At 62.5% G+C, this 13,275-nt stretch carries 9 protein-coding genes; 8 read left to right on the forward strand and 1 reads right to left on the reverse strand.

Annotated features, from left to right (window positions below; translation table 11 throughout):
• The first annotated feature begins 50 nt into the window (after positions 1–50).
• The 6 genes from B9Z48_RS16975 (at position 51) to B9Z48_RS17000 (ending at position 8,980) form a co-directional block, all read left to right on the forward strand.
• Complete coding sequence (locus tag B9Z48_RS16975; RefSeq protein WP_089963411.1) at positions 51–818, forward strand: SDR family oxidoreductase; 768 nt, start codon at positions 51–53, stop codon at positions 816–818.
• Between the two features lie 411 nt (positions 819–1,229).
• Positions 1,230–1,865: a flavin reductase family protein gene (locus B9Z48_RS16980; RefSeq protein ID WP_089963409.1), complete on the forward strand. Its 636-nt coding sequence runs from the start codon at positions 1,230–1,232 to the stop codon at positions 1,863–1,865.
• A 637-nt stretch (positions 1,866–2,502) separates the two neighbouring features.
• Complete coding sequence (locus B9Z48_RS16985; RefSeq protein WP_089963408.1) at positions 2,503–4,164, forward strand: long-chain fatty acid--CoA ligase; 1,662 nt, start codon at positions 2,503–2,505, stop codon at positions 4,162–4,164.
• 731 nt (positions 4,165–4,895) lie between these two features.
• Entirely contained in the window at positions 4,896–5,936 is a 1,041-nt protein-coding gene (locus B9Z48_RS16990; RefSeq protein ID WP_158273303.1) for a S1C family serine protease, read from the forward strand.
• Positions 5,937–6,314: 378 nt separating this feature from the next.
• Positions 6,315–8,003, forward strand: a complete 1,689-nt coding sequence (locus B9Z48_RS16995; protein WP_108379980.1) for an amidohydrolase family protein — start codon at positions 6,315–6,317, stop codon at positions 8,001–8,003.
• An 11-nt stretch (positions 8,004–8,014) separates the two neighbouring features.
• Positions 8,015–8,980 carry a tripartite tricarboxylate transporter substrate binding protein gene (locus B9Z48_RS17000; protein ID WP_089953750.1) on the forward strand — a complete coding sequence of 322 codons (966 nt, stop codon included), beginning with the start codon at positions 8,015–8,017 and terminating at the stop codon, positions 8,978–8,980.
• Positions 8,981–9,353: 373 nt separating this feature from the next.
• Here B9Z48_RS17000 and B9Z48_RS17005 read toward each other — a convergent pair whose 3' ends face one another.
• Positions 9,354–10,553: a CaiB/BaiF CoA-transferase family protein gene (locus B9Z48_RS17005; RefSeq protein WP_089953752.1), complete on the reverse strand. Its 1,200-nt coding sequence runs from the start codon at positions 10,551–10,553 to the stop codon at positions 9,354–9,356.
• Positions 10,554–10,755: 202 nt separating this feature from the next.
• On the opposite strand from B9Z48_RS17005, the gene B9Z48_RS17010 reads away from it, so the two are divergent.
• Together B9Z48_RS17010 and B9Z48_RS17015 are read left to right on the forward strand one after the other, a co-directional pair.
• Positions 10,756–11,349, forward strand: coding sequence for a lysophospholipid acyltransferase family protein (locus tag B9Z48_RS17010; protein ID WP_089953755.1), 594 nt, complete (start codon positions 10,756–10,758; stop codon positions 11,347–11,349).
• Between the two features lie 6 nt (positions 11,350–11,355).
• Positions 11,356–13,269 (forward strand): PhoX family phosphatase, encoded by a 1,914-nt coding sequence (locus B9Z48_RS17015; protein WP_089953757.1) that lies wholly within the window; start codon positions 11,356–11,358, stop codon positions 13,267–13,269.
• Positions 13,270–13,275: the final 6 nt, after the last annotated feature.

Below are 13,275 nucleotides of genomic sequence, written 5' to 3' on the forward strand. Positions count from 1 at the left end.
CAGGCCGCTTTGAAAGCCTGCACCCTCAACCCCCCACACAGGAGCCCTCCATGACCTCTTCACTCCAAGGCCAGATTGCCTGGATCACCGGCGGGGGCAGCGGCATTGGTTTGGCGGGGGCCATCGCACTCGTCAAGGCCGGGGCCCATGTGGTGATTTCTGGCCGCACGGCCAGCACCAACGCCAGCGCTTTGGCCACGCTGCAAGCCTTGGGCAGTGCCGAGGCGATTTTGCTCGACGTGGCCGACAAGCATGCGGTCAAGGCAGCGGCGCAAGACATTCTGGCCCGGCATGGTCGCATCGACATCTTGGTGACCAGCGCGGGCACCAATGCCACGCAGCGCAATTTCGACGTCGTCACGCCTGAGGCTTGGGACGATGTGGTGGCCATCAATTTGTCGGGCCTTTTTTATTGCGTGCACGCGGTCCTGCCCGCCATGCGCCAGCAGCAAGGGGGCTTGATCATCAACGTGTCGTCGTGGGCGGGCTTGTACGCTTCCAAACTCACGGGGCCAGCCTACAACGCCACCAAACGCGCGGTTTTGGCCCTGACCGAATCCATCAACATGGAAGAGTGCACCCACGGCATCCGGGCCAGTTCGCTGCTGCCCGGCGAGGTGGCCACCCCCATACTGGACAAACGCCCCGTGCCCCCGTCACAAGCGCAGCGCGATCTCATGGTGCAAGCCGAAGACATGGGGCAGGCCATCTTGTTCCTGGCCCAAATGCCCGCCCGAACCTGCATCAACGAACTCGTCATCTCGCCCACCTACAACCGGTTTTACACCGGCGGCCTGGAGACGCCCAAGCGCAGCTGAGCTTGGGCCTAAAAGCTTGTCGACCCCAAGAGGGCGGCAGGCCAAGGGGCTTTGGATTCGGCTCTGACTAGTATGAAGTGAAAGACTGGTTTTGGGCACAGCGATAAGCTCTGTGATGAATGTAGGACCCCCGCCCTCGGGGCGATTCTTGGTGGTCTGCGAGGCTTTTCGCGACGAGGGCGTCGCTCCTACAGGGGCAATGCCCTGCATTTTGTGGGATGGTATGCAAGCGCCATCGTGGTGAAGACACCGGTTCCACCAGAAAGCGCTCATGTCAACATCACCGGGTTTGTTCAGTCAAACTGGGCGCTCAGAACTTTACCCTTTCAGCTTGACCCTTGCCGCCACGCTTCTTGGGGCCTTGTCCGGCGCAAGACAGTGCTGCTTGAATGGCTTGCTTATAGTTTGCCGATGACTCATTTTTACGAACCCCACCTGGGCCACGGCCTCAAGCACGACCCCTTCAACGCCATCGTGGGTCCCCGCCCCATTGGCTGGGTGTCCAGCCGCAGCGACAGCGGCGTGCTCAATTTGGCCCCCTACAGTTTTTTCAATGCCTTCAACTACGTGCCCCCGCTGATTGGTTTTTCCAGCATCGGGCGCAAGGACTCGCTCAATAACATTGAAGCCAATGGCGAATTTGTGTGGAACTTGGTCACGCGCCCCCTGGCCGAAGCCATGAACCAGACCTGCGAGGGCGTGCCCCCCGAGGTGGACGAATTTGCCCTGGCCGGTCTGACCCCCGCCCCATCCCGCTTGCTGAGCGTGCCCCGGGTGGCCGAGAGCCCGGTCAGCTTTGAATGCCGCTGCACCCAAATTTTGCAAATGCAAAACCTGCAGGGCGAAAAAGTGGACACATGGATGGTGTTTGGCCAGGTGATTGGGGTGCACATCGACGAGCGCCTGATTGCCAACGGGGTCTACGACACGGCCAACGCCGGGCACATCCTGCGCGGGGGCGGCCCAGCCGATTACTTCAGCATCGGCCCCGAGCAGCTGTTCAAGATGTACCGACCTGAAAGCGGCGCACGCGACCTGCCCAAGTGAGTTGAACAGTGGATCCCGCCTAATGAAGTCTGAAGTGAAGGCTTGTCTTGGGCACAGCGACCAGCCATGTGAACAATGTAGGAGCCCCGCCCTAGCGGCGATTCTTGGTGGTCTGTGACGGTGATCGCGACGAGGGCGTCGCTCCTACAGGGGATGCCCTGCATTTTGTGGGAGCCCCGCCCTCGGGGCGATTCTTGGTGGTCTGCGAGGGTGATCGCGACGAGGGCGTCGCTCCTACAAGGGGATGCCCTGCATTTTGTGGGAGCCCCGCCCTCGGGGCGATTGTTGGTGGTCTGCGACGGTGATCGCGACGAGGGCGTCGCTCCTACAAGGGGATGCCCTGCATTTTGTGGGAGCCCCGCCCTCGGGGCGATTCTTGGTGGTTTGCGAGGGTGATCGCGACGGGGGCGTCGCACCTACAAGGAATGCACTGCATTTTGTAGGAGCCCCGCCCTCGGGGCAATTCTTGTTGGTCTGCGAGGCTTTTCGCGACGGGGGCATCGCTCCTCCCAAAAAGCGTTCATGCAAACTTCAGCGTGCCGGACCAACAAGTGACACGGGCCTTGGGTTTTCCCTAGCCTGCACTGTGTACTGTGGGCCGCATGATTTGGGCAGACAAGTTCAACCCCAGCCCGTCATGACCTCACCTTCTTCTGCATCCCCCGCCCAGGCCACCATCTGCAGCACCATGATGCAGATGCCCTTGTCGCTGAACCACTTGCTCGAACGGGCGGGCACTTTGTTTGCCCGCAACGAGATCGTCTCGCGCCTGCCCGACAAGTCGCTGGTGCGGCACAGCTACGGCGCGTTTTACCAACGCACGCGCCAGTTGGCACAAGCCCTGCAAAACCTGGGCTTGCAAAAGGGTGAACGCGTGGCCACGCTGTGCTGGAACCACCATGCGCACCTGGAGTGCTATTTCGGCATCCCGGCCGCGGGCGGCGTGATGCACACCCTCAACCTGCGCCTGTCGCCCGAAGAGATCGCTTGGATCGCCAACGACGCGCAAGACAAGGTGCTGATCATCGACGACGTGTTGCTGCCGCTGTACCAGCAGTTTGCGCACCTCTACCGTTTCGAGCGCGTGATCGTGTTCCCGTTTTCCGGGGCAGCGGTGCCCGCACCCTTCACCGATTACGAGCAGTTGCTCGCCAGCACCGACACACAGGCTTTTCAATACGCCCCGCACGCCGAAGACGATGCTGTGTCCATGTGCTACACCTCGGGCACCACGGGCCGCCCCAAAGGCGTGGTGTACTCGCACCGCTCCACCATCTTGCACACGCTGGTGGGCTGCTTGGGAGACTTTTGGGGCTTGAAAGGCAGCGACGTCATCTTGCCCGTCACGCCCATGTTCCACGCCAACAGCTGGGGCATTCCGTATGGCGCGGTGATGATGGGCGTCAAGCTCGTGTTTCCCGGCCCGCACCTGCACCCGGAAGACCTGTTGGACCTGATGACGGCCGAGCCCCCCACACTCTCGCTGGGCGTGCCCACCATCTGGATGGGCCTGATCCAGGCTTTTGAGGCCGCACAAACTACCCAACCGGACCGCTGGAAACTGCCCGCTGGCATGCGCTCATTGGTGGGTGGTGCGGCCGTGCCCGAGGCGCTGATTCGCGCCTTTGACCGGCACGGCATCTGGATTTTGCAAGGGTGGGGCATGACCGAAACCTCGCCTTTGTGCACCGTGTCTTACCCTAAGTCGGAGCTGAAAGATGCGCCCATGGACGAGCGTTACCGCCGCGCTGCCATGGCGGGCGTGCCCGTGCCCTTGACCGAATTGCGCATCCGGGGCGAAGACGGACTCGATGCGCCTTGGGACGGCCAGCATGTGGGCGAAATCCAGGTGCGCGGACCCTTCATCACCGGCAGCTACCACCAGGTGCCCGTGAGCGAAGACAAGTTCAGCGCCGACGGTTGGCTGCGCACGGGCGATGTGGCCAGCCTGGACGCCTTGGGTTTTGTGCGCATCACCGACCGCACCAAAGACCTGATCAAGTCGGGCGGCGAGTGGATCAGCTCGGTCGATCTGGAAAACGCCCTGATGGCCCACCCCGACGTGGCTGAAGCGGCCGTCATTGCCATCCCCGACCCCAAGTGGAGCGAGCGGCCGCTGGCTTGCATCGTGCTCAAACCTGGCAAAGCACCACGGCCCGGAGACTTTGCCGCGCACTTGCTGCAGCACGGCTTTGCCAAATGGCAAGTGCCCGACCGCTACGAGTTCATCGACGCCGTGCCCCGAACCTCCACGGGCAAGTTCTACAAGCTCAAACTGCGCGAACGCTTTCCGGCCTGAGGCCGCAGACTGCGCTTTGCTCAGCACTGACTGTGGGAGTCATTGCTTTTGTAGAAGGCCCTGCTTTTGTGAGGGCCCCTTCATTTTGTGGGAGCCCCGCCCTCGGGACGATGGGTAGTGGTCTGCGAGGCTTTTCGCGGCGGGGGCGCCGCTCCTACAAGGGAAGGCCCTGCTTTTGTGAGCGCCCCTTCATTTTGTGGGTGCCCCGCCCTCGGGGCGATGGGTGGTGGTCTGCGAGGCTTTTTGCGACGAGGGTGCCGCTCCTACAAGGGAAGGCCCTGCTTTTGTGAGCGCCCCTTCATTTTGTGGGAGCCCCGCCCTCGGGGCGATGGGTGGTGGTCTGCGAGGCTTTTCGCGACGAGGGCGTCGCTCCTACAAGGGAAGGCCCCGCTTTTGTGAGCGCCCCTTCATTTTGTGGGTGCCCCGCCCTCGGGACGATGGCTAGTGGTCTGCGAGGCTTTTCGCGACGAGGGCGTCGCTCCTACAAGGGAAGGCCCTGTTTTTGTGAGAGCCCCTTCATTTTGTGGGAGCCCCGCCCTTGAGGCGATGGGTCGTGGTCTGCGAGGCTTTTCGCGGCGGGGGCGTCGCTCCTACAAGGGAAAGCCCTGCTTAAGCTTCGTGCCAACATCATTGGGCAAGATCAACAGTAGGCTCCCAGGGCATGGGGTTAAGGGGCACAGCCCACAATCAGGTGGCGCTGCTTGAGCGCACCTTTTTTCAAGGGGATGACCATGCGCCACCCGTTTGTCATGGCTTTGTGTGCCTGCCTGTTGTCTTGCAGCTTGGCCTGGGCGCAAGCTGCCAGGCAGACGGCTTCGTCACAAAACAATACCGATCACACCCACCAAGCCTTGCCGCCCGAGCCACTGCAGCGGGTGCTGCAGTCGGTGGTCACGGTGCAAAGCCGAAGCCATGCGCAGGCCAACACCAGCCGCACCCTGGGTCAGCGCCGCGAAGGCTCGGGCGTGGTGATCGGCCCCGACCTGGTGCTGACCATCGGCTATCTGCTGCTCGAAGCCGAAAGCGTGGACCTGATCGACCACCAGGGCCGCCGCATTCCAGGGCAAGTGCGGGCGGTGGACAACCTCAGTGGTCTGGGCCTGATCCGCGCCTTGGTGCCACTGCGCCTGGAATCGGTGCCGCTGGGCGACTCGGACAGCCTGCCCACCCCCGGCAAGCTCTGGACCCTGGGTCAAAACGAAACCGCCCCGACGGCCCTGGAACTGGTCTCCAGAAAGTTCTTTGCGGGCGGCTGGGAATATTTGCTGGAAGCGCCTTTGATGACGATGCCAGCAGTGAACAACTGGAGTGGTTCCGGTCTGTTTGATGATCAGGGCCGACTGGTGGGCATTGGCTCTTTGTTGGTGCAAGACGTCTACGGCGACCAAGTGCCGCTGCCGGGCAATTTGTTTGTGCCGGTGAACCTGCTCAAAGACCCTCTGCCCGACTTGCTGCGCAGCGGCAAGCGTCCCGGCCCCGGCACGCCCTGGCTGGGCATCACCAGCCAGCGCCTGCCCAGCGGCGGCTTGGCCGTTTTGCGCGTCTCGCCAGGCAGTCCCGCAGCGCTGGCGGGCATTGCAGTGGGCGACACCTTGCTGGCCCTGCAAGGCCAAACGCTGCAGGACTTGCCCGACTTTTATCGCCGCCTGCGGGCCTTAGGGCCTGCAGGCAGCCCCTTGACCCTCACGGTGCGCAGCGATGGCCAAAGCCGCGATGTGGATTTGCTCAGCACCGACCGTGCAACAGCTTTGAAACGACCCAGCGGGATTTAACGGCGTTTGGGGTTTGAAAGCCCTGCATTTTTTTGGGGCCGCCATTTTGGGGCTTTGCATTTTGTGGGAGCTCCGCCATCGGGGCGATGGGTGGTGGTCTGTGAGGCTTTTCGCGACGGGGGCGTCACTCCTACAGGGGAAGGCCCAGCTTTTTTTGAGGGCCCCTTCATTTTGTGGGAGCCCCGCCCTCGGGGCGATGGGTGGTGGTCTGCGAGGCTTTTCGCGACGGGGGCGTCGCTCCTACAGCGAACATGCCTTGCGTCTGGAAAACCCTGATATCCACTGCGCGACAGGCTCAGGCGAGCAACTGCCTATAGTCCCCAAAACGTTGGGCATCCCCCACACGTCTGGCTTTCACTGCAGCAAGGTTTTTGACAGATGCACGATTTGATCATCCGCAACGCTCAGGTTTATGACGGCTCCGGTGCGCCCCCGGTGCAAGCCGATGTCGCCGTCTCACAAGGCCGCATCACCCACATCGGCACCGTCGAAGGTCCGGCACAGGAAACCGTCGATGCCCAAGGCTTGGCGCTGATGCCCGGCATCGTGGACCTGCACACCCACTACGACGCGCAGGTCACCTGGGACCGCACCATGTCGCCTTCTCCCGCACTGGGCGTGACCACGGCGGTGATTGGCAATTGCGGTTTTGGCATCGCGCCCTGCCCTGCGCCGCTGCGCGAGACCATGCTGAAAAACTTGTCGGTGGTCGAAGGCATGGACTTGCAATCCTTGCTCACCGGTGTGGACTGGCAGTTTGAGTCCTTTGGCCAATACATGGACCAGCTGCGCCGCATCGGCCCTTACGTCAACACCGCCGTGTTCGCAGGCCACTCGGTCATCCGCACCGCCGTGATGGGTGCAGACGGCTCTGCCCGGGTCGATCCCACAGAGGATCAACTGCAGACCATGCAAGCCTTGGTGCGCGATGCCATGGACCACGGTGCCATTGGGTTTGCGTCTTCGTTTTCGCCCAACCACAGTGGTTTCGGCGGCATCCCCATGCCGTCCACCATCGCCTCCGAAAATGAGCTTCGGGCTTTGGCCGGTGTGCTGGGCGAAAAAAACAAGGGCGTGTTCATGATGGCCACCGGCACCCGCGCCAGCCCCGACGTGATGGAGTCCATCGTTCAAGACACGGGACGGCCCGGCTACATCTCTACGGTACTGACCATGTACAACGAAGGCAACCCCGGCTTGGGGGCCACCTATTACGAGCGCTGCGCCCAAGCCCTGGCGCGCGGCAACGAGCTGTATGTGCTGACCAGCTGCCAGCCGCTGTCGTTTGACTTCACCTTGACCGACCCCTATGTGCTGCTCAGCCACTCGGCCTTTGATGCGGTGAAGACCGCGACGCCAGATCAATTGCCAGCGCTGTACCGATCGCCCGAATTCCGCGAAGCCTTTCGCCAGAACCTGCGCCAGCCCAAGGCGGGCATTTTGTTTCTGGGCAACTGGCGACACATCGAAGTGGGTGCCACTGTGCATTCGGAAAACCAGGCACTCGAAGGCGTGAGCATTCAGGCCCTGGCCGATCAGCGCGGCCTGGACCCGGTCGACGTGTTCTTTGACCTGGCCTTGTCTGAAAACCTGGGCACACATTTTGTGGGCAAGTTTTTCAACAACAACGACGACGGTGTGGCCCCTTCGCTCAAGCACACCGCCAGCGTCATCACGCTGTCAGATGCCGGTGCCCACCTCACCTACATGTGCGACGCGGGCTTTGGCCTGTATTTTCTGGCGCACTGGGTGCGCGACACCGGACACTTCAGCCTGGCCGAAGGCGTGCGCCGCCTGACCAGCGAGCCCGCTGACCGCTTTCGCATTCCCGACCGAGGCCGTTTGCAAGTGGGCCTGCCCGCCGACCTGTTGCTGTTCGACCCGGCCAGCGTGGGCATCTCCAAACCCTTGCCGCGCCAGGACTTGCCTGGCGGCGGCACGCGCATGGTGCGCGAGGCCACAGGCGTGCACGGCGTCTGGGTCAATGGTGTGAAAGTGCACGACGGCCAAGACTATGTGGACCATTCACACGGGCCCGGCCAAGTGCTCGACCAATTCAATTCATAAGGAGTGTGTTCATGTCCATCCAACGTCGTATCTTGACCGGCCTCTTGCTGGCCTTCATGGCCAGCAGCATCTGGGCCCAAAGCTGGCCCAACAAGCCCGTGCGCATGATCATCGCTTTCCCGCCCGGCGGCCCCACCGACCTGGTCTCAAGGGTGCTGGCACAACGCCTGTCTGAACAACTGGGTCAACAAGTCATCGTCGACAACAAGCCCGGCGCGGGTGGCAACCTGGCGGCCGAACTGGCCGCCAGAGCCACACCCGATGGCTACACGATTTTCTACAACACATCGGCCATCGTGATTGGCCCAGCCTTGTACGGCAAAGTGAACTACGACACCCTGAAAGACTTTGCGCCCGTGGCCCTGACGGCCAGCGTGCCCATGGTGCTGGTGGTTAACCCGCAACTTCCAGCGCGCAGCGTCAAGGAGTTTCTGGACCTGGCCAAATCGCGCCCCGGTGCACTGAACTACAGCTCATCCGGCACCGGCACCATCACGCATTTGGCCAGCGCCATGATGTCCACCCAAACCGGCGTGTTGACCCAGCACATCCCCTACAAAGGCAGCGCCCCGGGCTTGGTGGATCTGGCTGCGGGCCAAACGCAATTCATGATCGACACCATCAACACGGTCTTGCCTTATGTGCGTGACAACCGCCTGCGCGGTCTGGCGGTGACCAGCATCAAGCGCTCCAGCCTCTTGCCGGACCTGCCCACGCTGGCTGAATCGGGCATGCCCGGTTTTGATGCCGCCGCCTGGCAAGGCATCGTGGTGCCCACCGGCACCCCGGCCGACATCATTCAAAAGCTCAACACCGAAGTGAACAAGGCGCTGGCCCACCCCGATTTACGCGCCCGCTTGGCCGCACAAGGCGCTGAAATTCTGGGCGGCACGCCCGCCGAATACGCGGCCCACCTGCGCACCGAAATGCCGCGTTGGGCCAAGGCCGTGAAAGACTCGGGCGCCAAAGCCGAGTGACCCTCGGGGCCAGCCAAATACAGGGCATTCCCCCGTAGGAGCGACGCCCCCGTCGCGAAAAGCCTCGCAGACCACCACCCATCGCCCCGAGGGCGGGGCTCCTACAAAATGCAGGGCATTCCCCAGTAGGAGCGACGCCCCCGTCGCGATCAGCCCCGCAGACCACCACCCATCGCCCCGAGGGCGGGCTCTTACAAAATGCAGGGCATTCCCCTGTAGGAGCGACGCCCCCGTCGCGATAAGCCTCGCAGACCACCACCCATCGCCCCGAGGGCGGGGCTCCTACAAAATGCAGGGCATTCCCCTGTAGGAGCGACGCCCTCGTCGCGATAAGCTCCGCAAACCGCCAAGAATCGCCCCGAGGGCAGGGCTCCTACAAAGGGGCGGGTCCCATCGCCAACAGCGCTTGCACCGCCTCTTCGCTCAGACCCGCCTCACGCAGCACCTCGGCGCTGTGCTGGCCCAGACGTGGGGCTGGTTTTTGCACGCGCAATCCAGGCGTACCAGAAAAACTCACGGGCACTCCAATCTCATGCACCCGCCCCTCACTGGGGTGGTCCACTTCCTGCAGCATGCCCACCGCCCGCAAATGCGGGTCCTGCAACAAACTCTCGACATCGTGCATGGGCATGCACGGGATATCGGCCTGATCGAGCAGCGCCATCCAGTGTGCGGTGCTTTGCGTGGCCATGGCATCGGCCACCATGCGGTACAGGTCGTTGATGTGCCGGGTCCTGACCCCAATGCTGCCAAAGCGCGGATCTTGCGTGAACAAATGGCCCTGGCCCAGAAGTTCCAGAAATTTTTGCCAATGGCGGTCGGTGTAAATCAACACGCACAAATGGCCGTCCGTGGTGGGATAAGGCCTGCGCTCTTGCACCAGCAGTCGGGCGTAGCCGGTCGGCCCCAGCGGTGGCTCGAAAGTGGCACCCGCCATGTGCTCGCCCAACACATACTGCGCCATGGTTTCAAACATGGGCACCTCCACCGCCTGCCCCAAGCCCGTTTGGTAACGGGACAGCACCGCCGCCAAAATGGCGTTGCAGGCCATCAGTCCCACAGTGCGATCGGCCAAGGTCAGCGGCACATAACGCGGTGCACCACCACTGGCGCGGCTCATCAAACTGGGCACTGCAGCCACGCCTTGAATCAAGTCGTCGTAGGCCGGTTTGCCCGCGTAGGGGCCTTTTTCGCTGTACCCATAGAGCCCGGCATAAATGATGCGCGGGTTGATGGCCTTGAGGCGCTCATGATCGATGCCCAAGCGCTGCATGGCCTGCGGCCGAATGTTGTAGACCACCACATCGGCGGTTTCCGCCAGTTTAAAAAACGCCGCCAGGCCCTCGGGCTTTTTCAGGTCCAGCACCACGCTGCGTTTGTTTCGGTTGACATGCATGAAACCCGAGCCCATGCCGGGGTTGCGCATGGGTCCAATGCCGCGCACCGTGTCGCCTGTGGGTGGCTCGATTTTCACCACATCGGCGCCCATGTCGGCCATGAGTTGGGTGGCGTAAGGCCCCATCAACACACTGGTCAAGTCCAAAACGCGCAATCCACTCAGGGCACCAGCCATGGATCTTCCTTCACAATGATCGGTTGAAAAAACCAGGCAGTGCACCCCACGCTGCCCCCTTGATTGATCCATGATTATGTCTGCCACAAGCGCCCAGGGCTGTCACGCACAGTGCCACTGCAGCGGCAAAAAACAGACAACCCTCGCCACTTGACGCTCGCGGGTCACCGAAGACCCACAGGCTTGGGCGATACTCCCAAGCATGCAAAGAACCATCTTCACCACTCCGGTCGTCAACACCTTGCTGAGGTGGTTTTCCATCGGTTTTTTACGCCTCAAAGGTTGGCGTGTCGAAGGGGCCTTGCCGCCCGCCGGCCACAAAAGCGTGCTGATTGCGGCACCGCACACCAGCAACTGGGACCTGCCCTACACCCTGATGGTGGCCTTTGCCCTGCGCCTGACCCCTTACTGGATGGGCAAAAAAAGCATTTTTATGTTCCCATTTGGACCCCTCATGCGCTGGCTGGGCGGCATTGCGGTCAACCGCGAACAATCGACCAATTTGGTCGCCGCTTCTGCGCAAGCCCTGGTGCAAGCACAAGGGCCTGTGCAACTGATCGTGCCCCCCGAGGGCACACGCAGCAAAACCCGCTATTGGAAAACCGGCTTTTATTACATTGCCCTGCAAGCGCAAGTGCCCATCGTGCTGGCGTACATGGACTACAGCACCCGCCGCAGTGGCCTCGGGCCCGTGTTCACCCCAACGGGGGATGTGGAGGCCGACATGGCGAGCATCAAAGCCTTTTATGCGCCATTCAAAGGCAAAAACCCTGACCAATTCAACAGCAAGGAGTAAAGCATCATGGCCAAAGACTTCAGCACCCTGGAAGACAGCAACCGCTCGACCAACCCCGACATCCACCAGGTGATTGCCGCCTCGCGCCGCCGTTTCTTGCAAGGCGGTGCGGCCGTGACGCTGGCCTCAGTGTTGGCCCCCTTGGCCGGATGTGCGGCCTTGGGCCAGGGGCAGCCCAAACTCGGCTTCAAAGGCATCCCGGTGGGCATGGGCGACCGGCTGGTCGTGCCCGAGGGCTATGTGGCCAGCGCCCTGGCCGCCTGGGGTGAACCGGTGGGGATTGCGGGCAACATGCCCGCCTTCAAGATGGACGGCTCCAACACCGCCGACGAACAAGCCGCACAAATGGGCATGCACCACGACGGGCTGGCCTACTTTGCGCTGGACGGCTCGCGCCGAGGCCTGCTGGCCATCAACCACGAATACACCGACGATGGCTTGCTGCATGTGGGCGGCTTCAACGCCATGAACCCCGAGAAAGTGCGCAAATCACAAAACGCGCACGGCCTGTCGGTCATCGAAGTCGAGCTGAAAAACCAGCAGTGGCAGATGGTGCGCCCCTCGCGCTATGCCCGCCGCCTGCCCATGAGCGCCCCTTTCAGCGTGGGCGGCCCAGCCGCTGGCCACCCCCTGATGCGCACGGCTGCCGACCCCGAAGGCCGCACCGTGCTCGGCACCCTGAACAACTGCGCCAGCAGCAAAACCCCATGGGGCACCTACCTGTCGGGCGAAGAAAATTTTGCCTTTTACTTTGGCGGAGCCGACAAGCCCACACCCGACCAAAGCCGCTGGGGTGCCCGCAAAGATGGCTTTTACGCTTGGGACAAACACGATGCCCGTTTCGATCTGAAACAAAACCCCAACGAATACCACCGCTTTGGCTGGGTCGTCGAACTCGACCCCATGGACCCCACCAGCACCCCTGTCAAACGCACCGCACTGGGCCGCGCGGCGCACGAAGGCGCCTGGGTGGGGGTGACGCGCGATGGCCGGGCCGTGGTCTATTCGGGCGAAGACGCCCGCTTTGAATACATCTACAAATTTGTCAGCCGCGACAAAATCGCGCCCGCTGGCAACGGCCTGACACAAGCCCAAGCCAATCGCGAACTGCTGGACCACGGCACCTTGTACGTGGCCCGCTTCGACGCCGATGGCCGGGGCCAATGGCTGCCGCTGGTGCATGGCCAGGGGCCGCTGACGGCCGCCAATGGCTTTGCCGACCAGGGCGAGGTCGTCATCAAGGCCCGCCAGGCCAGCGACCTGTTGGGTGGCACCAAAATGGACCGCCCCGAGTGGCTCACCATCGATCCGGCCAATGGCTGGGTGTATTGCACCCTGACCAACAACAGCCAGCGCGGCACCGCCGGCAAGCCGGGCGTGGACGCGGCCAACCCCCGCGCCAACAACGTCATGGGCCAAATCATCCGCTGGAAAGATGAAGGCGATTTTGACGGCCGCCGCTTCGAATGGAACCTGATGGTGCTCGCGGGCGACCCTGCCAACGAACGCGCCGAAGCCAAAGGCAACATCAAGGGCGACATGTACGCCTGCCCTGACGGCATCACCTTTGACCAGCGCGGCGTGCTCTGGATCCAGACCGACGCCCACGCCACCCAGATGTACCAAGGCGAGTTGGCCCGCATTGGCAACAACCAAATGCTGGCCTGCGACCCCGCCACAGGCGAGACCCGCCGCTTTCTCACCGGCCCCACCAACTGCGAAGTCACAGGCGTGGCCCTGACACCGGACGGCACCACCATGTTCGTGAGCATCCAGCACCCGGGCGAAACCCCTTCTGACCGCAGCGACCCGGCCCAGCCTGCCAAATACTCCAACTGGCCTGACTACGCAGCGGGCGGCCGTCCACGCTCGGCCACGGTGGTCATCCGCAAACTCGATGGTGGTGTGATCGGCACCTGACCCTGT

This window comes from Limnohabitans sp. WS1, from assembly GCF_003063265.1.
Lineage (GTDB): Bacteria > Pseudomonadota > Gammaproteobacteria > Burkholderiales > Burkholderiaceae_C > Limnohabitans_A.